The sequence below is a fragment of the Pseudomonas sp. FH4 genome (assembly GCF_000510915.2).
Taxonomy (GTDB): domain Bacteria; phylum Pseudomonadota; class Gammaproteobacteria; order Pseudomonadales; family Pseudomonadaceae; genus Aquipseudomonas; species Aquipseudomonas brenneri.
Genome location: NZ_AOHN01000001.1, coordinates 162,665 through 185,161, shown reverse-complemented (window position 1 = coordinate 185,161; position 22,497 = coordinate 162,665). Strand labels below are relative to the sequence as shown.

18 protein-coding genes and 1 pseudogene are annotated in these 22,497 nt (G+C 61.1%); 12 read left to right on the top strand and 7 right to left on the bottom strand.

Going from position 1 to position 22,497, the window contains the following annotated elements:
- Positions 1–268 (bottom strand): annotated as a pseudogene (locus tag H097_RS28475) (hypothetical protein); the annotation flags it as partial.
- Between the two features lie 333 nt (positions 269–601).
- On the opposite strand from H097_RS28475, the gene H097_RS00810 reads away from it, so the two are divergent.
- The gene (locus H097_RS00810) at positions 602–892 is read left to right on the top strand and encodes a DUF3077 domain-containing protein (protein ID WP_032856614.1); all 291 of its coding nucleotides are present in this window, start codon (positions 602–604) and stop codon (positions 890–892) included.
- 51 nt (positions 893–943) lie between these two features.
- Here H097_RS00810 and H097_RS00805 read toward each other — a convergent pair whose 3' ends face one another.
- Positions 944–1,726: a helix-turn-helix transcriptional regulator gene (locus H097_RS00805; RefSeq protein ID WP_032856613.1), complete on the bottom strand. Its 783-nt coding sequence runs from the start codon at positions 1,724–1,726 to the stop codon at positions 944–946.
- 119 nt (positions 1,727–1,845) lie between these two features.
- Between H097_RS00805 and H097_RS00800 the strand changes: the two genes are divergently transcribed.
- The 4 genes from H097_RS00800 (at position 1,846) to H097_RS00785 (ending at position 6,197) form a co-directional block, all read left to right on the top strand.
- Positions 1,846–2,733: an EamA family transporter gene (locus H097_RS00800; RefSeq protein WP_032856612.1), complete on the top strand. Its 888-nt coding sequence runs from the start codon at positions 1,846–1,848 to the stop codon at positions 2,731–2,733.
- A gap of 138 nt (positions 2,734–2,871) precedes the next feature.
- The gene (locus H097_RS00795) at positions 2,872–4,215 is read left to right on the top strand and encodes a CHASE2 domain-containing protein (protein WP_032856611.1); all 1,344 of its coding nucleotides are present in this window, start codon (positions 2,872–2,874) and stop codon (positions 4,213–4,215) included.
- A gap of 38 nt (positions 4,216–4,253) precedes the next feature.
- Positions 4,254–4,619: a hypothetical protein gene (locus H097_RS00790; RefSeq protein WP_032856610.1), complete on the top strand. Its 366-nt coding sequence runs from the start codon at positions 4,254–4,256 to the stop codon at positions 4,617–4,619.
- A gap of 12 nt (positions 4,620–4,631) precedes the next feature.
- The gene (locus H097_RS00785) at positions 4,632–6,197 is read left to right on the top strand and encodes a M48 family metallopeptidase (protein WP_032856609.1); all 1,566 of its coding nucleotides are present in this window, start codon (positions 4,632–4,634) and stop codon (positions 6,195–6,197) included.
- Between the two features lie 74 nt (positions 6,198–6,271).
- Here the strand turns inward: H097_RS00785 and H097_RS00780 are convergent, their stop codons facing one another.
- On the bottom strand, positions 6,272–7,567 hold the full coding sequence (locus H097_RS00780) for an OprD family porin (protein WP_032856608.1): 1,296 nt from the start codon (positions 7,565–7,567) through the stop codon (positions 6,272–6,274).
- 469 nt (positions 7,568–8,036) lie between these two features.
- On the opposite strand from H097_RS00780, the gene H097_RS00775 reads away from it, so the two are divergent.
- Positions 8,037–10,124, top strand: coding sequence for a TonB-dependent siderophore receptor (locus tag H097_RS00775; protein ID WP_032856607.1), 2,088 nt, complete (start codon positions 8,037–8,039; stop codon positions 10,122–10,124).
- A 58-nt stretch (positions 10,125–10,182) separates the two neighbouring features.
- Here the strand turns inward: H097_RS00775 and H097_RS00770 are convergent, their stop codons facing one another.
- The 4 genes from H097_RS00770 to H097_RS00755 form a co-directional block, all read right to left on the bottom strand.
- Positions 10,183–10,395 (bottom strand): hypothetical protein, encoded by a 213-nt coding sequence (locus tag H097_RS00770; RefSeq protein ID WP_032856606.1) that lies wholly within the window; start codon positions 10,393–10,395, stop codon positions 10,183–10,185.
- A gap of 243 nt (positions 10,396–10,638) precedes the next feature.
- Complete coding sequence (gene aguA / locus H097_RS00765; protein ID WP_032856605.1) at positions 10,639–11,745, bottom strand: agmatine deiminase; 1,107 nt, start codon at positions 11,743–11,745, stop codon at positions 10,639–10,641.
- A gap of 5 nt (positions 11,746–11,750) precedes the next feature.
- Positions 11,751–12,629, bottom strand: coding sequence for an N-carbamoylputrescine amidase (aguB, locus tag H097_RS00760; protein ID WP_032856604.1), 879 nt, complete (start codon positions 12,627–12,629; stop codon positions 11,751–11,753).
- Positions 12,630–12,843: 214 nt separating this feature from the next.
- Positions 12,844–15,753: an aminotransferase gene (locus H097_RS00755; protein ID WP_032856603.1), complete on the bottom strand. Its 2,910-nt coding sequence runs from the start codon at positions 15,751–15,753 to the stop codon at positions 12,844–12,846.
- Positions 15,754–15,950: 197 nt separating this feature from the next.
- Between H097_RS00755 and rfbB the strand changes: the two genes are divergently transcribed.
- The 6 genes from rfbB to H097_RS00725 are packed head-to-tail and all read left to right on the top strand — an operon-like array spanning position 15,951 to position 22,497.
- Positions 15,951–17,033: a dTDP-glucose 4,6-dehydratase gene (rfbB, locus tag H097_RS00750; protein ID WP_032856602.1), complete on the top strand. Its 1,083-nt coding sequence runs from the start codon at positions 15,951–15,953 to the stop codon at positions 17,031–17,033.
- Positions 17,030–17,905 carry a glucose-1-phosphate thymidylyltransferase RfbA gene (rfbA, locus tag H097_RS00745; RefSeq protein ID WP_032856601.1) on the top strand — a complete coding sequence of 292 codons (876 nt, stop codon included), beginning with the start codon at positions 17,030–17,032 and terminating at the stop codon, positions 17,903–17,905. Before rfbB ends, rfbA begins: the two co-directional genes overlap by 4 nt.
- Positions 17,902–18,792, top strand: a complete 891-nt coding sequence (gene rfbD, locus H097_RS00740; RefSeq protein WP_032856600.1) for a dTDP-4-dehydrorhamnose reductase — start codon at positions 17,902–17,904, stop codon at positions 18,790–18,792. The genes rfbA and rfbD overlap by 4 nt, the downstream gene beginning before the upstream one ends.
- Positions 18,793–18,827: 35 nt before the next feature.
- Positions 18,828–20,636 (top strand): ATP-binding protein, encoded by a 1,809-nt coding sequence (locus tag H097_RS00735; RefSeq protein WP_032856624.1) that lies wholly within the window; start codon positions 18,828–18,830, stop codon positions 20,634–20,636.
- On the top strand, positions 20,633–22,015 hold the full coding sequence (locus tag H097_RS00730) for a sigma-54 dependent transcriptional regulator (protein ID WP_032856599.1): 1,383 nt from the start codon (positions 20,633–20,635) through the stop codon (positions 22,013–22,015). Before H097_RS00735 ends, H097_RS00730 begins: the two co-directional genes overlap by 4 nt.
- Positions 22,016–22,041: 26 nt before the next feature.
- Complete coding sequence (locus tag H097_RS00725) at positions 22,042–22,497, top strand: thioesterase domain-containing protein (RefSeq protein WP_032856598.1); 456 nt, start codon at positions 22,042–22,044, stop codon at positions 22,495–22,497.

Below are 22,497 nucleotides of genomic sequence, written 5' to 3'. Positions count from 1 at the left end.
GAACGCCAAAGAAGCTGTCAGCCCAACTGCCCACGAACACCTCCCCATCACCCTGCTGCTGCCAGATGAAGTCGGGGATGTTTGAATCGCGCCTAGTTTCGTAGACACAACGAACATATAGCTTCTGCCATGTCTCTACTTGGCTTGAGAGTCCGCTTTTGGCCCTATCTGTCGCCAAGAGCTGAATAGCCCTGTATCCCGCTGATATTCCGGAGAACTGTTCCACCAGAAAATTCCTACACCCTGCAAGTTGCAGCCCATAGGCCATCGCGCTAACCTCCTCCCCGTCGCTGCTCATCAGCGACCGGGCCTGGAAACCCGATGCTTAAGGACGCTACAGCGTCGTCAATCAATCAGCAGGCGCTTTTTTTATGCCTGTTGTTTGTGCTTTTTGGCGGCTGTGCGTGGGAGGCCTTGTGCCTGCCGGGTTCCTTTTGCCTCGGTTTCCAGCCCACGTACAGCTGCCACCTTTCGCCTGGAAACGTCTGGGGCAGCTCTTTTTGTTCATGCAAAGGGAGTTAGCTATGCCGTACGAAATACCGCCTGAAACCATTCCTACCTTGGATAGCGTTTACCGACCTCCACTATCTGGAGGCCACCAATGAGCACCCCACCCCAAGCAACCACCCTCGGTGCCGTAACCTTCGCAGACTGTGGCGAAAGCAAACACGATATGAAGGTCTTCCGCGTCAATGCCGGCATCCCCTTCCAGGAAGCCCTTGAGCACGCATCGCACCTGCTCTACTACGCCAAAGTGCTATCACTGGATGCCGCCATGGATGTAGACGGGGAAAAGTACGCGTTCTCTTCGCACTATCTGGGCGAAATGGGTAAAGCGATCCTCGATGATGTGCTCCTGGCCATGCAGCCCGAGGGGCCTGAGCCGCAATAGGCCGTTTGCGCTCGATGCGGTGCATCGGGCGCCTAAATCCGCTTCAGCCAGTCAGGCTGATTTTTTCAAAAAGTACCGACTCGGCACCTCCCCCAACACCCGCCTGAACACACTCGTAAACGCACTCGAACTGCTATACCCCAAATCAATCGCCACCCGCGTGACCGACTCGCCATTCCCTAACCTCACCACCGCCGCCAACAGGCACGCCTGCTGGCGCCACTCCACAAAGCTGATACCCGTCTGCTGTCGAAACAAGCGGGTAAAGGTGCGGCGGCTCATGCCGAGGCGTTGGGTCATGTCGTCGATGCCGGTTTCCAGGGATGGTTGTTGCAGCAGATTACGGCAGATGTGGGCCAGGCGGGGGTCGTTGGGGATTGGGGCATTGAGTGAGAGGGCGCGCATGGCGGCTATTTCGTCGAGTAGCAAGGTCATCAGATGGCCTTCGCGGTGCTCCTTTTCGTACAGCGGCGGAAGGTCGACGGCGCGGGTCAGCAGTTCTCGCAATAAGGTCGATACGCCGAACACCTGGCACTGCGTGGGCAGGTTGAGCCGGGTTGCAGCGGGGGTGCGGATGTAGGTGTTGAGCATGGTCACCGGGCCGCTCATGCTCATTTCATGGGCCACGCCCGCCGGGACCCAGATGGCGCGGTGTGGCGGCACGACCCAGTTGCCTTGTTGGGTGAAGACGGTAATCACGCCGCAGGCGGCGTAGGCAAACTGCCCGCGTTGATGGGTGTGTAGCGCAAAGTGCTGGCCATCGCGGTAGTCGTTGGCCGTGACCACGGCGTCGCGGGGGGTGTTTTCGTAGGGGTCGATGTCAGTTTCGCGCATGGCCCGAATTTAATGATTTATGACCTGATAGTGCAAGCGAGCCATCACGCCTATTACGCATAGTTGCGCCTTGGCTGGCGTACTCAAGCGCCGGCGCTGTTTTGTGGAATCAGAACACCATGCAAAAGAAGCATCTGGCCCTGGCCGTGTTGGTGACCGCTGTCTGGGGGCTGAATTTTCCGATTACCAAACTGGGGTTGGTGGGGATCGATCCGCTGTTGCTGACCGCGTTGCGTTTTACCCTGGCGGCGTTGCCGTGGGTATTTTTTGTGCGGCGCCCGGCTATTGCGATGAAGTGGCTGGTGGCCTATGGCTTGATTTTCGGGGTGGCGATGTGGGCCTTGATCAACCTGGGGATTGAACTGGGAGTGCCGCCAGGTACCGCGGCCTTGCTGATCCAGTTCAGTGCATTTTTCACCCTGGGTTGGGGGGTGTTGTTGTTTCGCGAGCAACTGAGCGTCGGACAGATCCTCGGGGTGGGGCTGGCGGCTGTAGGACTGATCGGCATTATCGCCAGCAGTCCAGGCGAAGCGACCACGCTGGGTTACGGCCTGTTGCTGGTAAGCGCGTTCAGTTGGAGTGTGGGCAACGTCATCATCAAGCAATCAAAAGTGCGAGAGATGTTTGCCTTTGTGGTGTGGGCCAGTCTGTTCCCGCCGATTCCGTTGCTGCTATTGACCTGGCTGGCCCATGGATCGGCGCCGTTCAATGAGCTGGTGACGCATGTGGAGTGGCTGACGGTGTGCTCGCTGCTGTTTCAGGTCTATGCGGCCACGCACTTTTGTTACTGGGGCTGGAATCTGTTGCTGCGCGAGTACCCGGTTTCCAAGGTGGCGCCGCTGTCGCTGCTGATCCCTGTGTTTGGTGTCAGCGGCTCCATGCTGTTGCTTGGGCACCGGGTGGGCTTGAACGAGGGAATCTCGATTGCGCTGATTCTGTCTGCCCTCGCGGTGGGGTTGGTGAAATGGCGTCGGCCCTCACCAGCCACGCCCCGATTGCTGCCGTAGGCGACGGACGCGAGATGGCACTTAGCCATATTTCTAATTGACACCCCCCTCCCCGTCCTTTAAAACCCATGCATTCGCTGCGTTCATGCGGGAAACCCTGCCCCGTCACAGCACCCGCCGTTTTTTATTGAGACATGGATGTCGAACAACCCCCCGCTGTTCAATCGTCGCCGCTATTTGCTCGGGTTTTTTATCGTGTTGCTGGCGGTGCTCGATCCCTTCGGCCTGGCAAGCTCCAGTGACAAGGCATCCGCCCAGTGGCTCAACCGGATGTTTTCCAGCAATTACCCCAGCACCGGCCAGCAGCACATCGCCGTGGTGTTGATCGATGACGCCTACCTGATGCGTAACAACACCTCATGGCCGATGCCGTATAGCGAGCAGAGCAAGTTATTCAAGCGCCTGCTGGCCTACAAGCCCAAGGCGGTGTTTGTGGATTTGTTGTACAGCCACGATCACTCCCTCGGCGACCCGACGCGCGGCAGTCAGTTGTTGGCGAATGTGTTCGAGCGCTATCAGCACCGGGGCATTCCCTTGTTGCTGGCCAATACCGGGGTGACGCGGGGCAAGAATGGGCAAGCCAATACTCTCGAACAATTTGCCGCATTCACCCAGCCCGGGCTGGTGATGTGGTCGGGGGTGGATGACAAGTACCCCTTGGCGATGCCGACGGCGTTGGGGGTGATGGAGACGCCGGCCCTGGCACTGTACCGCCAGTTCTGCAAGGACCGGCCGTGTGCAGATCTGCCCGCGGATGCCGAGGCGGCTGCGCAACGGCAGCCGATCGCCGTGCAGTGGGGCTTGAAACTGGCACCCGAGCAGGCGCAGATCTCGGATATCCGTCACTGCGCACCGCCGCGCAATTTTGTGCTGGATTGGGTGGCGCAGTTTTTCCAGGCGGTGTTCTGGAAACTCGACGACTCGGCCCAGGCCCGCTGCCCTTATAGCCTGACCCTGTCGGCTAGCGATCTGGAGGTCAGTTCGCCAGAGGATCAGGCACTGGTGGCCGGGTTGTTGCGCGACCGCCTGGTGATGGTCGGGGCCAGTATCACGTCCACCGGCGACCTGGTGCAGTCCCCCGTGCACGGGCTGATTCCCGGGGTGTATCTGCATGCCATGGCCCTGGACAACCTGATCTACAAGGGCATGGATTACGACCGCGAGCCGGCCAATTTCCCCGGTTTCAACCTGCACTGGGTGGACCTGCTGGAGCTGGGGCTGCTGGCGTTGATTCTCGTGCTCAAGGCCCTGCATGCACGGCGCTTGGCCGGCTTACCGAGCTGGACGCGCTGGCACGCTCAAGAAGTCCGCTTCTTCACCTCACCCTACTGGTCGTGGGGCTTGGTGATGCTGATGCTGCTGGCGGTGTGCGGCGTGCTGTATCTGAACCACATCACCCTGGTCAACGTGCTGGGTATTGTTTTGCTGTCATTGGCGCTGTTCAGCGAGCGGATCGAAGCCTTCTTCGACCGTGGCCACTGAAGGGCGCCGCCATGTCGTCTCACTCAAGGAAACCAAGGATGAACAGAATCCTCATCGTGCTACTCGCCGCGCTCTACAGCCAGGGCGTGCTGGCCGAAACCCACGTCATCAAGGAGTTCCTGGCCGACCCGGTGGAGGTGGTGGACGAGCAAGGCAAGCTGCAGCGAGAAATCGCCCGCAAAGACACACCCAAGCAACCGGTTCAGGTGTTGCAGCTCAACACGGACCTGGAACTGGTGCTGGTGGAGTTGGCTGGGCAGAAAGTCTGGCTGGACACCCGGGACCTGCGAATCGAACCGCCACTGAATGTCATGAGCCTGCCGTGCCAACAAATGCCCCAGAGCCTGGCCAGCGACACGCACAACAAATCCACCCTCGGCTATGGCGCCGGTTGCAGTCAATAAAGGAGTATCGCGGTGAAGGGATATCTATTGCTGGCCAGCGCATTGCTCAGCGGTTGCGCCACCTTGAAGGGTGCGGACCAGGCGTTTCTGAACCTGGTGGGGTCGTCGACCCAGTCGCAGGTCCAGGGCCACTACGTGGATAACAGCGAAGTGCGCCAGTACTACAAACTCGACCCGCAACGCGCGGGCCAGCAGCGCTTGAGTTACGACGGCCGCACCGTGCCTGCCGCCGAGGCGCGCCAGCAGAACCTAGTGGATATCCCGATGTTGCAGGTGTACTTGCAGGGCATCGTCACGCGCCTGTCCAAGGGCTGGCCGGGGGAGTTGCCGCTGTTGCAGGTGAAGATCACCGACAGCTACAGCTTCGGCCCATCGGCGGATCCCTACGGCAATATTTTCGTGCCGCTGGGGATGCTGGAAAACGTCGGCAGCGAAGATGAAATCGCCGCCATGCTCGGCCATGAAATGAGCCATGTGTTGCTGCATCACCATGACCGCGCCGCCGCCTTCCAGCAGCAGAAAGAAATGTTCACCACCGTGGCCTCCACCGTGGCCCTGGCAACCGTGGCGGCCAACACCGGGGTGGATCGCAGTTCGGGCACCATGAAGCTGTTCAGCAAGGACCCGGCCGGCACGCAAAAAACCATCGGCAACACCGTGTTGTATACCTCGCTGGCCAATAGTTTTTCCGACAATGTGTGGAGCACCGCCTGGGGCCGCAGCCAGGAAGACCAGGCAGATCTGCTCGGCACCGACCTGATGATTCGTGCCGGCTACGCCCCCCGCGCGGCCACCCACAGCCTGGAGCGCCTGAATGATTTCCAGGGCAAGCAGAAGCCGCTGCTGACGGGTTTTCTCACCGCCCGCAAGAACGCGATGCAAGACTCGTTGCAGCAGTTCAACCTCGACCGCTTTACCAAAGAGTTGGATGTGTTGGTCAAAGACGGCCTGAACACCACCATCAGCGCCACCAGCCAATACTTCAACCGCTCCCACATGTCTGCGCTGGACCGTGACACCGAGCTGCGCCAATACCTGCAACGCGAATACCCCAAGGAGCGCCGCGCCCGGGTCAATAAGCAGAGCTGGCCAAAGGTGCGTGACGCAGCCCCCGTAGCCAAGGCGATGCAGGGCTACAAGGACGCCTACGCCGCCACCGCCGCCCTGGCAAAAAACAAGGTGCCCGAGGCCGATGCGTTTATCCGCCGCGCCTTGGGTTCACCGGTCAAGGACCAGCCGAACATCCGCCGCACCGCCTACGCCGTGCGTCTGGCCCAGGGCAGAAATGCCGAGGCGTTGAAGGAGTTGCAGGCGATCAAGGACTGGTCCCTGGCCGGGCCTTCGACCTATGACTTGATGATCAGCTATTACCTCAAGCGCGGCGACGGCAAGGCGGCGCTGGCGATGATCGACAAGGCCGAACGCAACTTGGGCTCGGAAGAGCTGTTCATCACCGAAAAGCTGCTGGCTAGCCAGCAATTGCAGAATGCCCAGCAGGTGCAGAGTGTGTTGCGCAAATGCGGGCAGTACCCGGCGCGCAAGGCTAACTGCCAGAAACTGGCGCAGGTAAAGGCGTAGGTTTCAGGCAGCCATAAAAAAAACCCGACACGTCGGGGTTTTTTATTGCCTGGTATCAGGCACGACGCGCGATCTTAGAACACGTTGATCGGGTAGTCGGCGAACAGACGGATTTCGTTGCCGCCAACGTTGTAGTTGTTGGCGTTGGTCGAAACACGCAACCAGGAGGCACGGGCACGCAGGCTCAGGTCTTTAGCCGGGCCGCTCTGTACCACGTACTTGAACTGGTTGAAGATTTCACGCTCGGTGCCATCGCCACGGTTGCTACCGTCGTCGATGTTGGTGCCGCGCACGTAAGCGATGTTGTAAGTCAGACCCGGTACGCCGAAGGTGCTGAAGTCAATGCCGTAGCCGACCTGCCAGGAGCGCTCGTCTTTAGCGTTGAAGTCAGACCAGTAGGAGTTGGCCAGCAGGATGGTGTTACCACCGTCGCCAATGCCGCTGCCCTTGGTGTTGTTACGGTAGCCGCCGTACATGTAGCCGGTATCACCGGAGCTGCGCTGGTGAGCCAGGGTCAGACTGTGCGGACCGAAGGCCCAAGTGGCACCCAGGCTCCAGATTTTGTTGTCGCGAGCGTCAGCATCACCCTGGGTCAGCTGGGCGAAGCTCTTGTCCAGCTTGGTCTTGTAGCCGTTGAAGTCAAACGTCAGCGACTGCTCTTGTGGCAGGCCCAGCACGTAGTTGACGTTGACGTATTGCTTCTTCAGTACGTCTTCCATGTCGGATGCGTACAGCGCGGCCGACAGGCTTTCGGTGAACTTGTAGCTACCGCCCAGGTAGGCGATGTTTTTCAGGTTGCCGCTGTCGGTGCCTTCGGCACCTTTTTGGGCTTCCTTGGTGAAGTAACCACCTTGCAGCTCAAGACCTTTGATCTCTTGGGAGACGATCGAGGTACCGGTGTAGGTTTCCGACAACAGACGGGAGTTGTCGTACTGCAGGACCGGCACGGCTGGCATCTGGTCACCGTACTTCAGCACAGTGTTGGAGATGCGAGCCTTGACGGCTGCGCCGCCCTTGGCCAGGTCGTGTGGTGCTGCGCCGCTGTCGCCTTGTTTGAAGAAGTTGATGCCGCCAGCGCCGCTGCGACCTTTACCACCATCCAGACGAATGGCGTATTGGCCAATCACGTCCACACCCACACCGACGGTGCCTTGGGTGAAGCCGGATTCGAACTTACCGATGAAGCCCTGGCCCCATTCGGCTTTATCTTTACCGCCGTCTTTGTAATCGCGGCTGATATACGCATTACGCGCCGCGATGTTCAGGTGGCTGTCTTCCACGAAGCCCTTGGATTGCTCCTGGTCGTTTGCCATTGCCTGAGTAGCGCTCAAAATCCCCAGAGCGATCAGACCCATCCGTTGCTTCAACATTTTTTTATTCCTTATTACTGGTTGAGTACGCGCTGTGACACCTGGCTCCGTTTGGATTTTTTGGTATCGACTTTCCCCGGATAAAAAAAGGCCCGCGGACGACCGAACATGCCGCGGGCCATTTTTTTATAGAGAAGTCATGGCGGTTAGCCACAGGCGTTGAGGCGAATCCTATCCGTGCCCTGAACCACGTGTCAATTTAGTGAATCGTCTGAATTTAGGCGAAAAAAGTCTAAGCAATATTATTTAGCCACTATTTACGCGTTATAGACGCTCAGCCGACTCATAACGTGAATAAGCGCTGGCGGGTAACGCATTTTCCGATGCGACAAAAAAACCCATAAAAACACGCAGAAATATTTAGAAATATTTATTCGAGCTAACAACACAAGAATAAATCACGCCAGCAAATGGCAAGCATTATCATTCGCGCGCAATTTTTCCTCCCTCTTACGGATGCACCCCCTTAATGCCAGCCTCTCGCCTGACGCCCATGACCCTTGGGCTTTCTGCACTGCTGTGCGCCGGATTTGCCTGCGCCGCGACGACACTGCCCGCTACCTCCATCAGTGCAGAAGCTGACGAGGACGATCCGCGCGTCAAAAACACCAACACCGCCACGCGCACGGCCACGCCGGTGCGCTACGTACCCCAGGCAATCGACTCGGTGAAGACCGAGAACCTGCGCGCCTACGGCACCAACGATCTGGGCCAGGCCTTGAGCGGTATCCCCAACGTCAGCAGCGGCGCCGATACCCGCTTCGACAGCCTGCGTATCCGCGGCTTCGAAGCCAGCAGCGACTTCTACCTCGATGGCATCCGTGACGACAGCCAATACGTGCGCGACCTGCACAACATCGAGCGCATCGACGTGCTCAAAGGCCCTGCCGCTGTGCTGTACGGGCGTGGTGGCCAGGGCGGGATCGTCAACCGCGTCAGCAAGCTGCCCCAGGCCGGGCGTGCTTCCAGTATCGAAGCCCAGGGCGGCACGAACGGGACGCGCAGCCTGTACACCGACTTGAGCGCCGACCCGACGGACAACATCAGCCTGCGGCTGAACATGGGGAACGAGGACACCGACAGCTTGCGCGACAACATCAGCGGCAACCGTAAACTGTTCGCACCGTCGATGAGCTGGCAACTGACCCCGCAATTGAACTGGCTGGTGCAATACGAATACAGCCGCTACGACCGCACCCCGGACCGTGGCATCCCTGGTGTGCGTGGACGCCCGGCCGATGTGAGCCGCGACACCACCTACGGCGACCCGCGCGACTACATCGACGACACCACCCAATCGCTGCGCTCCAAGCTCGCCTATGAGCTCAATGACAGTTGGCAACTGCGCCATACGCTGGGTGTGTTCAAGCTCGACAGCGATTTCGACAACACCTACCTGACCGGCTACGACGCCAAGACCAACACCGTCGGGCGCCAGCGCTGGCAGCAGGACCTGACAACCCGCAATGTGTTCAACAACGTCGAGCTGGAAGGCGGCTTCAACACCTTTGGCCTGGAGCATCGCCTGCTGACCGGCATTGAGCTGGGCAGCCAGCGCCGTGACCCTAAACTGTCTACTTCAACGGCCGTCAAGGACGGCGGCAAAGCGGTCCCCAGCCTGGATCTCAAGCACCCAAATCGCCACCTGAGCCATACCGGGCCGATGTTTGTTTCCAGCAATAACCACACCGAAGTCGAAAGCCAGGGCCTGTACGTGCAGGACCAACTGCGCCTGAACGACCAATGGCAAGTGCTCGCCGGCCTGCGCTACGACCGCTTCGAAGTGGACACCACCAGCAAGGTCACCCACGCTCGGCAAAAGGTCGACAGCCACAACACCAGCCCACGGCTGGGCGTGGTGTGGACGCCGGTGGAGAACCACTCGTTCTATGCATCGTGGAGCAAGACGTTTTCCCCCACCGGTGGCGGCCTGATCGGCATCACCCCGAATGCGGCCGGCAATGCCAACGACCTGAGCCCCGAGCTGACCAAACAAAAGGAAATCGGAGTCAAGAGCGACTGGCTCGACGACCGCCTGAGCACCACCCTCGCCGTCTATGAACTGGAGCTGTACAACCGCCGCACCCGTGACCCGGAGAACCCGCTCGTCACCCTGCTCAGCGGCGTGCAACGCTCCCGAGGGATCGAGCTGACCACCACCGGCAAAATCGTCGGCAACTGGTATGTACGCGGCGGCGTCGGTGTGCAGGATGCCAAGGTCGTCAAAGACAACAACGGCTTTGAAGGCAAACGCATCAGCGACGTGGCCAAGCGCAACGCCAGTCTGTTCGTCACCTGGAAACCGGAAATGGGCTGGTACGCCGAAACCGGCCTGACCCTGGTGGGCGAGCGTTATGCCGACAACGCCAACACCGTTGTATTGCCGGGCTATGGCCGCTGGGACGCCCTGGCCGGGTTCCGGCACAAGGAATGGGATGTGAAAGCAGCACTGAACAACATCAGCGACAAGACGTACTACGCGTCGGCGACCAGCGCCAACCAGATCCAGTTCGGTGACCCGCGTAGCCTGGTGGTCACTGGGACCTATAACTTCTAAGCCACATGCGGTTCATGTGGGAGCGAGCTTGCTCCCACATTTGGATAGTCAGTGCCCGTCAGTTCTGTATCAACTCGCACAACACCTGCACTTCATCCTCGCTGAACAACCCCGCTGGATAACGCTCACTCATCACCCGCCGCGGGTCAGCCTGCCTGATCCGGCGCGAGCCGTTGGCCTTCAACCAGAGTGCCAGCGCGTGAATCGCGTCGCCCCGTACTGCCAGGGGATGGGGCGCGCGTTTATAGACAAGGTTGATATCGGCGTTCATTTCAGCGCTCTCTCCTACTGCTTGAGCGGCTAACTTACTCAAGGTTTATGACAGAACTGCGCAGTCACAAACCCCGATCACTGTCACAATGCCGATACAAGAGCTGTGCCAATAAGCCCGGGTTATCGGACGCCAGGCACAAAAAAGCCCACGGCCCTGATGGGCCATGGGCTTGCTGTTACTGCCAAGTGCACTGGCTGGCAAGCAGCCGCTTTCCCGGGAAATCGGCTGTTACAACTGCACTCAGATTTTGTGCGGTGCGGGCTGTTGTTGGGTCAGGCAATGGATATTGCCGCCGCCCAGTAACAGTTCACGACCTGGCACCATCACCACTTCATGTTGCGGGAACAGACCCTGGAGGATTTCCCGGGCGCGTTCATCCAGCGGGTCATCAAAGCTCGGCGCGACGATGCCGCCGTTGACAATCAGGAAGTTGACGTAGGAGGCGGCCAACCGCACGGTCGGATTACGCTCCTGGGAACCGTCCACCGGGTCAACCCCGGCGCACTCTTCCTCGGTCGCATACAACGGCCCCGGAATCGGCATTTTATGCACGATAAACGCGCGCCCCTTGGCGTCAGTGCTGTTTTGCAGCACGTCCATGGCGGCATGGCAGCGCACATAGTTCGGGTCTTGCGGGTCATCGGTCCAGGCCAGCAACACTTCACCCGGGCGCACGTAGCAGCAGAAGTTATCCACATGGCCGTCGGTTTCGTCGTTGAACAGACCGTCGGGCAGCCAGATGATCTTATCCACAGCCAGGTTGGCGCTGAGTACCGCTTCGATTTGCCCACGATCCAGATGCGGGTTGCGATTGCGGTTGAGCAGGCATTCCTCGGTGGTGATCAGCGTGCCTTCACCGTCGACGTGAATCGAACCACCTTCGAGCACAAACCCCTCGGTGCGATAACGCGGGCTGCGCTCGATCTCAAGGATCTTGCCGCCCACCTGGGAGTCGCGGTTCCACGGCGCATACAGGCCACCGTCAAACCCGCCCCAGGCATTGAAGTCCCAGTTCACGCCACGGACTTCACCCTGGTCATTGATCACGAAGGTCGGCCCGCTGTCGCGTACCCACGCGTCGTCGCTGGACATCTCCACCACGCGAATATTCGGCACATCCAGGCGCGCCCGGGCGTTTTCGTACTGGCCGGCCGACACCGCAACCGTCACCGGCTCAAAACGCGCAATGGCCTTGGCCACCGCCACATGGGCCGCCTGCGCTGGTTTGCCGCCCAGGCGCCAGTTGTCCGGGCGCTCGGGCCAGATCATCCAGGCCTGGGTCTGGGGTGCCCACTCGGCTGGCATATGGAAGCCGTCAGCGCGAGGCGTGCTGTGCAAAGTGGTCATGGCGATCAGGACTCCAGGGAACCGTCGAGGGTCTTGAGTGCGCCGTACAGGTTCGGCCGGCGATCACGGAACGAGCCCCACGCGCTGCGGATGTGCTCAAGCTCATCGAGGTCGAAGCTGTGCACCAGGATGCCTTCTTCGGTTTCGTTGAGCTCTTGGACTTTTTCGCCGAACTGGTTGGCAATGAACGACGAGCCGTAGAAGTCGATGTCGTAGCCGTCCTGCTCTTCGTTGCCGATACGGTTGCTGGCGATCAGCGGCATCAGGTTGGCGCCGGCATGGCCTTGCTGCACGCGCTGCCAGTGGTCACGGGAGGAAATGCTCTTGTCGTGTGGCTCGCTGCCGATGGCGGTCGGGTAGAGCAGGATTTCTGCGCCTTGCAGCGCCATGCTGCGGGCACATTCCGGGAACCACTGGTCCCAGCAGATGCCCACGCCGATTTTCGCGTAGCGGGTGTTCCACACCTTGAAGCCGGTATCGCCCGGGTTGAAGTAGTACTTTTCGTGGTAGCCAGGGCCATCCGGGATGTGGCTTTTACGATAAATCCCGAGGTTGGAGCCGTCGGCATCAATGATCGCGATGCTGTTGAAACGCGCACGGCCGGCCAGCTCGAAGAAGCTGATCGGCAGGACCACTTGCAGTTCCTTGGCGATTTTCTGGAAGTGCTTGATGGCCACGTTGTCGGCCACCGAGGTCGCCAGTTGCAGGTAGTCCGGGTTCGGCTTCTGGCAGAAGTACGGGCTCTCGAACAGTTCCTGGATCAGGATGATCTGCGCGCCTTTGGCGGCGGCCTCACGGACCAGCTTTTCAGCGGTCTCGATGTTGGCTTCAAGATCCCAGGAACAAGCCATCTGGGTAGCGGCGACGGTAACGATACGGCTCATGAATCATCTCCTGGGCGGTGGTCAGCGGCCAGGATAGCCATGGCCGATGACAGAAAGGGGAATGCTGGACGACTTTATAACGGATAAAAATCGGCTTTTAAAGCCGGCCGATCTCCATCCATCGAAAAAAAACAAAAAATTCCCGATAACAATCGAATTTAAAATTGAAATCCAATCAACAGTGTTGATCTCATTTCAAGTCATTGAAAGGGGTCTACAACCCTTCATCCAACACCTTCGACAGCATGTCGACAAAGAAATCCACACTGCGTCTGGACGTCACCATCGGCGGTTTGATCTTGAGGATGTTCAGGTAGTCCCCCGTCGGCTGCATGAAAATCCCCAGCTCGCGCAGGCGATCACACAACTTCGCGGTCTCTTGCGTCGCCGGCTCCAGGGTCTGCCGATTCCGCACCAGCTCCAACCCCAGATAGAAACCCGAGCCATGCACCGCCCCCACCAGCGGATGCCGTGCGATCAACGCCTCCAGCCGCACCTTGAAATGCCCGCCGACCACTTGGGCGTTTTCCCAGAGTTTTTCCTCCTCCATCACGTCCAGCACCGCCATGCCAATCCGGCAACTGACTGGACTGCCGCCCGAAGACGAGAAGAAGTAGCCCTCAGCCTCCAGCGCTTCGGCGATTTCCCGGCGGGTGATCACCGCGCCCAGAGGCTGGCCGTTGCCCATGCCCTTGGCCATGGTGATGATGTCCGGCACCACGCCCTGCTCTTCAAAACCCCAGAAGAAATGCCCCATGCGGCCATAGCCGACCTGCACTTCATCGGCGATACATACCCCACCCCGGGCGCGAACCAGGGCATACACCTGCTGCAAATAGCCTGGCGGCAGGGAGATACCGCCCGCATTGCCATACACCGGCTCGCAGATAAAACCCGCCAGTTGGCGCTTGCTGGCGGCGATCTTCGCCAGGTTGTGCTCGACGCTGCGCACATAATCCGGTGCACTGTGCGGGCCGCGGAATTCGCCTCGATAAGTGTTGGGCGCGGTCACGGGATGCACCCAGTCCGGCCGGCTGCTCAAGGCCTGGGGGTTGTCGGCGATCGAGGTGGACACCGCATCCGCCGCCACCGACCAGCCGTGATAGGCCTCCAGCACGCTGAGCATGTCGCGCCCGCCGCTGTAGGCCCAGGCCAGGCGGATCGCCAGGTCGTTGGCTTCGGTACCACTGTTGACCAGGAATACGCGGTCCATGGAATCCGGCGCCAGCGCCAGCAGCCGCTCGGAAAACTCGGCAATCGCGGCGTAATGAAAGCGCGAGTTGGTGTTGAGCAACGACCACTGCCGTGCCGCCACCTGTGCCATGCGCGGATGGCCGTGGCCCAGCACCGCGACATTGTTGAGCATGTCCAGATAGGAACGGCCCTGCATATCGATCAGATGATTGCGCCAGCCGCGCTCGATGCGCGGCGGGTCAACGTAATAGTGCTTTTGCGAGCGGGCGAAGCTGGCATCGCGCCGGGCCAGCAAGGCGTCTGGATCCAGCTCCGGCTCAGCGTCACAGGCAAGGCCCAGCAACGTCGCCGGGGACGGGCACAGCGCCTGCCAGGCCGCAGCGCGCGATGGCGTGCAGAACAACGGCGGCTCAAGATCGACGCGGCACAACTGCACCCGTAATGGCCCGCCAGCCTCACCCAGGACCTGGCCCTTGAGCACCGCTGCACCGGGTTGCAACGCGGGTTTCACCCCCCAGAGTCGTACATTCAGTTCCGCGCTGTGCACACATAAGCCGCCATCGGTCGTGCTGCGCAGGGTGCCGGCAAACGGTGCTTGTACGGCAGTACCTTGGGGCGCATGCAGTTCGACGTGCAGCGCGAAGGTCTCGGGTTCGGTCGCGCAGTCAGGCAGCGTGCGGGACAGCCGATATTGACCATAACGGCTGGCCGCCAGGCCATGGACCGCTGCCGCTTGCTGTAATAGATGTTGGTCGATGCCGGGGGCTTCCCAGTTTCCCGCCTCGAAATGCGGACTGAGCACGCCCAGGTCGATCAGTGCGAATTCGCGCCCCACCAGGCTCGGTAGCAGCGGGGCAAACCCTTCGCTGGCCAGCGGCGCCAGGCTTGTACTGACGCACGCCAGGATCGCCGCTTCCATCAGTTCGAAGGGTACCGAGAGGGCAACCTGGAATATTTCCCACTCGTGCTCGGCATTCTTCAACAGGTAGGTGTTATCCGGGTCCAGGCGCTGTTGCTGCTCACTGCTCAACACCAGGACCGCCGCGCGGGCCACAATCAGCGGCCACAACGCCTGCAACTCTTGCGGTTGCAACGGAGTCAGCGCGTGATAGGCCTGGATCGCCGGCAGGATCGCAAACGGGTCACCTTCGGCGTGGTGCAGTAGCGCGGCGCAAGTCACCGACAGATCGGCAATCCGCCAGGTGTGCACCAAGTCACCGAAATCGATAACGCCCTGCACCTGCCAATGCTGCTGGGTATCGCGCTGCCACATCACATTGTCATCGGTGATGTCCATGTGCGCGGCCTGCCAGGGCAATTGATCCGCCAAGGGGCGCAGGTGCTGCTCGACCTGTACCGCGACCCGCTCCAGGGCCGCGCGCTGGGGCACGTTGTCGAGTGTCGACAATAAATGCCTGATCAGCTCCAGCGCGTGGCGCGGGTCCCATTGCAGGGTGCGCGCAAGCCCCGCATGGGTGAAGCCAGCCAATGCCTGGCTCATCTGCCCGCATAGCCGGCCGAAACCTTCGATCACCCCACGATCCAGGTGCGGCAGGTGGGTCAGCGGCTGGCCGTCGATATAGTCCAGCAGCCGCAGATGCACGGCCTGCCCGGCAACCGTCAGACTCAACAGTTGTTCGCCGGCGAGGGTGCTGATGACCTTGGGCACTCGGACGCTGGCGTGTGCCTGCAAGTGCGCCAGGGCCGCATGCTGGGCGTGCAACTCGATGGCCGCGTACTCGCCACGGCAGATTTTCAGGACGAAGCGCCCACGATCACTGTCGACCCGGTAATTGAGATCTTGCTGGCTGCCCAGGGACTGCAGCGTGCCACCGAGGCCGTAATGCTGCTCAAGCAACTGCAAGGCTTGCCCAGGTCCGACCTGTGGGCACGGCAAACTGGCGCGGTGGATCAATGTATCGAGCAACATCTGACAGCCCCTGGTTTTTTATCTGGCGCTTATATCGCCATTGTTATCAGGTCTGATGCAACCCCAACCTATTGCGATTGTCTTCTTTAAGCACGCAAGCCGAGCCAATCTGACCACCGCCTCTTGCACCGCCCACCGCAAGCCCGCAAGCTATGCCCCATTCGCTCAATGTCCGTCTAAGGAAAAGGCCTCTCGACATGCGTATTCTTGTTACCGGCGGCGCCGGTTTTATCGGCTCCGCACTGATCCGCCATTTGATTCAAAACACTGAACATGAAGTTCTCAACCTCGACAAACTGACCTATGCCGGTAATCTTGAGTCGCTGACCAGCATCGCGACCAACACCCGCTATGAGTTCGTCCAGGCCGATATCATCTACCAGGCCACTGTCAGCGCAGTGCTGGCACGCTTCCAGCCCCAGGCCATCATGCACCTGGCGGCCGAGTCCCATGTCGACCGCTCCATCGACGGTCCGTCGGATTTTATCCAGACCAACATCGTCGGCACCTACAGCCTGCTTGAAGCCACTCGCGCCTACTGGCAACAGTTGGCAGAGCCGGCCAAGAGCGCCTTCCGTTTCCACCACATTTCCACCGACGAAGTGTATGGCGACCTGCATGGTGTAGATGACCTGTTCACCGAAACCACGCCTTACGCGCCAAGCTCGCCTTACTCCGCCAGCAAGGCGGCGTCCGACCACCTGGTCCGTGCCTGGCAGCGCACCTACGGCTTGCCGGTGCTGCTGACCAACTGCTCGAACAACTACGGGCCGTTCCACTTCCCCGAGAAACTCATCCCGCTGGTGATCCTCAATGCCCTGGCAGGCAAAGCCCTGCCGGTGTACGGCGACGGCCTGCAAGTGCGCGACTGGTTGTTTGTCGAAGACCACGCCCGTGCGCTGCTCAAAGTGGTCACCGAAGGTGTGGTGGGCGAGACCTACAACATCGGCGGGCACAACGAGCAGAAGAACATCGATGTGGTCCGTGGCATCTGCGCACTGCTCGAAGAGCTGGCGCCACAGCGCCCGGCCGGCGTTGCCCAGTTCACCGACCTGATCACCTTCGTCAAGGACCGCCCAGGCCACGACCAGCGCTACGCCATCGATGCCAGCAAGATCGAGCGCGAACTGGGTTGGGTTCCGGAAGAAACCTTCGAGACCGGCCTGCGCAAGACCGTGCAGTGGTACCTGGATAATCTGGAATGGTGCCGTCGGGTCCAGGACGGCAGCTATCAGGGCGAACGCCTCGGCAGCACCGACGCGAAGGACCTGATTGCATGATGAAGGGAATCGTACTGGCCGGTGGTTCCGGGACACGCCTGCACCCCATTACCCTGGGGGTTTCCAAGCAGTTGCTGCCGGTGTACGACAAACCGATGATCTACTACCCGATTTCCGTGCTGATGCTGGCCGGAATCAAAGAGATCCTCGTGATTTCCACGCCGGTGGACTTGCCGCAATACCGCAATCTGCTGGGCGATGGCAGCCAGTTTGGCGTGCAGATTAGCTATGCAGAGCAACCATCGCCCGACGGCCTGGCGCAAGCCTTCCTTATCGGCGAAGCATTCATCGGCAATGACCCGGTGTGCCTGATCCTGGGCGACAACATTTTCCACGGCCAGCACTTCGGCGAGCAACTGCGCACCGCTGCCAAGCGTCCATCCGGCGCTACGGTATTCGGCTACTGGGTCAACGATCCGGAGCGTTTCGGCGTAATTGATTTCGACGGTGAAGGCCGCGCGCTTTCCATCGAAGAAAAACCTGCCAAGCCGAAATCCAGCTATGCCGTGACCGGCCTGTACTTCTACGACAACGATGTGGTCAAGATCGCCAAGGCCGTCCAGCCATCGCCACGCGGCGAGCTGGAGATCACCGACGTCAACAATGCCTACCTCAAGCGTGGCGACCTGCATGTCGAGCGTTTCGGCCGTGGGTTCGCCTGGCTCGATACCGGCACCCATGACAGCCTCCTGGAAGCCTCGATCTATGTTCAGACCATCGAGCACCGCCAGGGCCTGAAAGTGGCTTGCCTGGAAGAGATCGCCTACGAGAACGGCTGGATCGACCGCGACCATTTGCTCGAACGGGCCAAATACTTCGGCAAGACTGGCTATGGCCAGTACCTGTTCGCCCTAGCCGGGGAAACCAAATGAATGTGAGCGGCACGCCGTTGAAAATCCTCATCACCGGCCAACACGGCCAGGTTTCCCGCGAGCTGCAACAGCGGCTCCAGGGCCTGGGGGAGTTGGTCGTGCTCGGTCGCGACCAGCTCGACCTGGCCAACCCCGAGCAGATCCGCCAACAGGTACGCAGCCATCGCCCCGGGTTGATCATCAACGCGGCGGCGCATACCGCTGTCGATCAGGCCGAGAACGAGCCCGATGTGGCCTTCGCGATCAATGCCACGGCGCCCGGTATCCTGGCCGAAGAAGCCAAGGCCTTGGGCACCCCGCTGATCCACTACTCCACCGACTACGTGTTCGACGGCAGCAAGCCTGCGCCCTACACCGAAGACGATGCTCCCAACCCGTTGGGTGTCTACGGCGCGAGCAAACTGGCGGGCGAACAGGCCATCGCGGCAGTGGGTGGTCAGTACCTGATCCTGCGCACCAGTTGGGTGTATTCGAGCCACGGCAAGAATTTCCTGCTGACCATGCAGCGCCTGCTCCAGGAAAAACCTCACATGCGTATCGTCGCCGACCAGATTGGCGCGCCGACCTGGGCCGGGACCATCGCCAACAGCACCCGCGCCCTGATCGAGCGCTGGCAGGCTGGCCAGGCCGGGGACTGGGGCGTGTATCACCTGACAGCCCAGGGCGAAACCTCATGGTTCGGCTTTGCCCAGGCCATCGGCGAGCAACTGCTGGCCGAAGGCAAGGCATGCGCCGCGCTGGAAGGGATTCGCGCCAGTGAGTACCCAACGCCCGCCAAACGCCCGTTGAACTCGCGCCTCGATTGCAGCCGCCTGCAACAACACTGGCACGTTAGCCAACCGCAGTGGCGCGAAGCATTGCGCGAGTGTCTTGCACAGCAGCACTAGGCATAATGCGCCTGTACCCACAGGCGCAGACTTACATGACTCCACCCCTTCCACGCAGACCCCGCTGGCGCAGCCTGGCCTTGCTGGCATTGTGCCTGGCGCCACTGCTGTGGCCGCTGGAGCATCTGGCCGAGCGTTACTACCGCAGCGAGCTGGCCGGGCAGAACCGCCAGACCCTCGACCTGTACGTCGCCAACCTGCTGGGTACCCTGCACCGCTACGAAGTGTTGCCGCAAATCCTCGGCGACCTGCCGGCCCTGCGCACCGCCCTGGCAGCGCCCCACGTCAGTACCAACCTGGTCGCCGCCAACCAATTGCTCAAGCAGGTAGCGGCCCAGGCGGGCGTGGAAGTGATGTACCTGATGGACACTCGCGGCAAGACCCTGGCCGCCTCGAACTGGGACAAACAAGACAGCTTCGTCGGCCGCAACTTTTCTTTTCGGCCTTACTTCAGTGAGGCCATGGCCGGGCGCCTGGGTCGTTTCTTCGGCCTGGGGACCACGTCGGCCAAGCGCGGGTATTTCTTCGCCGCCGCAGTCCGCGAAGACGAGCATGTGATCGGCGTGCTGGTGGTCAAGGTCGACCTGGACCACACCGAAAGCCTCTGGGGCCAGACCCCCGAGCAATTGCTGGTCACCGACCACAATGGCGTGGTGATCCTGACCTCACGCCCACAATGGCGTTTTCGCACCACCCGGCCACTGACCGAGGCCGAGCGCCAGGCCATCATCGCGATCCAGCCCTACCCGACCCGCGATCCGCAGCCCCTGAATTTCAGCTCCAGCGCCTGGCTGCGCCAATCCACCGAAATCGCCGAAACCGGCTGGAATGTGGAAATCCTCGCTCCGCGCACCTTGATCGATCGCCCTGTACGCACGGTAGTCGCGGTCGGCGGCGCGACCTTGCTGGTGCTGATGCTGCTGCTGGGCCTGATGATGCAGCGCAGGCGTCATTACCTGGAACGCATTGCCTTTGAAGCCAAGGCCCGGCGCGAGCTGGAAATGCGCGTGGCCGAACGGACCAGCGACCTCGAAGGCCTCAACCGCCGCCTGCGCCAGGAAGTGCTGGAGCGCGAAAATGCCCAACAGGAACTGGTGCGCGCCCAGGACGATCTGGTGCAGGCCGGGAAACTGTCGGCGCTGGGCACCATGTCGGCCAGTATCAGCCATGAACTCAACCAACCCCTGGCGGCCATCCGCAGTTACGCGGAAAACGCCGAGATTCTCCTCGACCACCAGCGCACCGACGATGCCCGGGGCAATCTCAAGCTGATCAGCGAACTGACCGGGCGCATGGCCTCGATCATCGCGCATTTGCGCGCGTTTGCCCGCCGCGACCGCCATGCCCCGGAAAGCGTGGCCCTGCAGCCGGCCCTGGACGATGCACTGGCGTTGCTGGCCAAGCGCCGGCGCTCCATGGAAGTGGAGCTGATCCGCGACTTGCCAGAGGCATCCTTGTGGGTAGAAGCCGGGGAAACCCGCTTGCGCCAAGTGCTGGGCAACCTGCTGGCCAATGCCCTGGACGCCCTGACCGAAAAAGGTCCGCCGCGCAAACTGTGGCTGAGTGCCGAATCCACCGAACAGGGCGTCAACCTGTACATCCGCGACAACGGGCCGGGGTTCTGCATGGAGGCCCTGGGCCGCGCCGGCGAGCCCTTCTACACCACCAAGACCCGGACCCAGGGCCTGGGGTTGGGCCTGGCCATCTGTGACACCCTGATGCGTGCCTTTGGTGGTGAACTGTTGTTCGCCAACCACAAGGAAGGCGGCGCACTGATAACCTTGAAACTGCGCGCCGGAGCACCCGGCGTCAGTCTGCAACCGTCCGAGGACCGCAGTGTATGAGTATCGATAACCAGATTCAGGTGGTGTTGATCGACGACGATCCACACTTGCGTCAGGCCCTGTGCCAGACCCTGGACCTGGCCGGGCTGAAAGTCCTGCCCCTTGGCGAAGCCACCGGCCTTACGGCGCAGCTGTCGCGCGACTGGCCGGGGGTGGTGGTCAGCGACATTCGCATGCCCGGCATGGACGGCCTGGAGCTGCTCGCCGAACTCCACGGCCAGGATCCGGAGTTGCCGGTGCTGCTGATCACCGGCCACGGCGATGTGCCACTGGCGGTGCAGGCGATGCGCGCCGGCGCCTATGATTTCCTCGAAAAACCCTTTGCCAGCGACGCCCTGCTCGACAGCGTACGCCGCGCCCTGGCCCTGCGCCGACTGGTGCTGGACAACCGCAGCCTGCGCCTGGCCTTGAGCGATCGCCAGCAACTGAGCACGCGCCTGGTGGGCCAATCGGCGCCAATGCTGCGCCTGCGCGAGCAGATTGGTGCGCTGGCGGCGACCCGCGCCGATGTGCTGATCCTCGGTGAAACCGGGGCCGGCAAGGAAGTGGTGGCGCGCGCCCTGCACGACCTGTCGAACCGCCGCACCGGGCCCTTCGTTGCCATCAACGCCGGGGCGCTGGCTGAGTCCGTGGTGGAAAGCGAACTATTCGGCCATGAACCGGGAGCATTTACCGGGGCGCAGAAGCGGCGGATCGGCAAGTTCGAATTTGCCAACGGCGGGACCTTGTTCCTCGATGAAATCGAGAGCATGAGCCTGGATGTGCAGGTCAAGTTGCTGCGCCTGTTGCAGGAGCGTGTGGTCGAGCGCCTGGGGGGTAATCAGCAGATCCCGCTGGATATCCGCATCATCGCAGCCACCAAGGAAGACCTGCGCCAGTCCGCCGACCAGGGCCGCTTTCGTGCGGACTTGTACTACCGCCTGAATGTCGCGCCACTGCGCATTCCACCCCTGCGTGAGCGTGGCGAAGATGCCTTGATGCTGTTCCAGCACTTCGCCGACGAGGCCAGCAGCCGCCACGGCCTGCCGCTGCATGAGTTGCAACCCGGCCAACGGGCAATGCTGCTGCGCCATAACTGGCCCGGCAACGTGCGCGAACTGCAAAACGTCGCCGAACGCTTCGCCCTTGGCCTGGAATTGGCCCTGGACAGCGCACCGGACGGGCCGGCGCCCGGTGTGCCGATGTCTACCGGAGGCTTGAGTGAGCAAGTCGAACACTTTGAAAAAGCCTTGATCGCCGCCGAACTCGGTCGCCCTCACAGCTCCATGCGCAGCCTGGCCGAAGCCCTGGGGGTGCCGCGCAAAACCCTGCATGACAAGCTGCGCAAGCATGGGCTGAACTTTGCCGACAGCGGTAACCAGCACGCCGATGACGAATGACCTTTCCCACCCGCCAAGAGACCGCCATGAGCCGCGATAGCCGTTACCTGGAATCCATTCTGCACCATGACATCCCCCTGACCCGGGAGATGGGCCTCAAGGTACTCGACTGGCAGGATCGGCAACTGCGCCTGCACTTACCCTTGCAAGCCAATATCAACCACAAGAGCACCATGTTCGGCGGCAGCCTGTACTGCGGCGCCGTGCTGGCGGGTTGGGGCTGGCTGCACCTGCAATTGCGCGAGGAAGGGATCGAAGACGGGCACATCGTGATCCAGGAAGGGCAGATCAGCTACCCGCTGCCTGTCACCCAGGACGCCACGGCGATTTGCCAGGCCCCGGAGGACAAGGTGTGGAAGCGCTTTTTGGCGACCTACAAACGCCATGGCCGGGCGCGGCTGGCGTTGCAGACGTGGATTGTGAATGAGGGCAGTGAAGAGCAGGCGGTGGCGTTTACCGGGCAGTACGTCCTGCACCGCTAA

Excerpts from the sequence above, each read along its gene's own strand:
- H097_RS00725 (WP_032856598.1), top strand. The coding sequence starts at position 22,042 with ATGAGCCGCGATAGCCGTTACCTGGAATCCATTCTGCACCATGACATC.
- H097_RS00755 (WP_032856603.1), bottom strand. The coding sequence starts at position 15,753 with ATGTTGCTCGATACATTGATCCACCGCGCCAGTTTGCCGTGCCCACAG.
- aguB (WP_032856604.1), bottom strand. The coding sequence starts at position 12,629 with ATGAGCCGTATCGTTACCGTCGCCGCTACCCAGATGGCTTGTTCCTGG.
- H097_RS00810 (WP_032856614.1), top strand. The coding sequence starts at position 602 with ATGAGCACCCCACCCCAAGCAACCACCCTCGGTGCCGTAACCTTCGCA.
- H097_RS00735 (WP_032856624.1), top strand. The coding sequence starts at position 18,828 with ATGACTCCACCCCTTCCACGCAGACCCCGCTGGCGCAGCCTGGCCTTG.
- rfbB (WP_032856602.1), top strand. The coding sequence starts at position 15,951 with ATGCGTATTCTTGTTACCGGCGGCGCCGGTTTTATCGGCTCCGCACTG.
- rfbD (WP_032856600.1), top strand. The coding sequence starts at position 17,902 with ATGAATGTGAGCGGCACGCCGTTGAAAATCCTCATCACCGGCCAACAC.
- H097_RS00795 (WP_032856611.1), top strand. The coding sequence starts at position 2,872 with ATGTCGAACAACCCCCCGCTGTTCAATCGTCGCCGCTATTTGCTCGGG.
- H097_RS00805 (WP_032856613.1), bottom strand. The coding sequence starts at position 1,726 with ATGCGCGAAACTGACATCGACCCCTACGAAAACACCCCCCGCGACGCC.
- H097_RS00790 (WP_032856610.1), top strand. The coding sequence starts at position 4,254 with ATGAACAGAATCCTCATCGTGCTACTCGCCGCGCTCTACAGCCAGGGC.
- H097_RS00800 (WP_032856612.1), top strand. The coding sequence starts at position 1,846 with ATGCAAAAGAAGCATCTGGCCCTGGCCGTGTTGGTGACCGCTGTCTGG.
- aguA (WP_032856605.1), bottom strand. The coding sequence starts at position 11,745 with ATGACCACTTTGCACAGCACGCCTCGCGCTGACGGCTTCCATATGCCA.
- H097_RS00775 (WP_032856607.1), top strand. The coding sequence starts at position 8,037 with ATGCCAGCCTCTCGCCTGACGCCCATGACCCTTGGGCTTTCTGCACTG.
- H097_RS00770 (WP_032856606.1), bottom strand. The coding sequence starts at position 10,395 with ATGAACGCCGATATCAACCTTGTCTATAAACGCGCGCCCCATCCCCTG.
- rfbA (WP_032856601.1), top strand. The coding sequence starts at position 17,030 with ATGATGAAGGGAATCGTACTGGCCGGTGGTTCCGGGACACGCCTGCAC.
- H097_RS00730 (WP_032856599.1), top strand. The coding sequence starts at position 20,633 with ATGAGTATCGATAACCAGATTCAGGTGGTGTTGATCGACGACGATCCA.
- H097_RS00780 (WP_032856608.1), bottom strand. The coding sequence starts at position 7,567 with ATGTTGAAGCAACGGATGGGTCTGATCGCTCTGGGGATTTTGAGCGCT.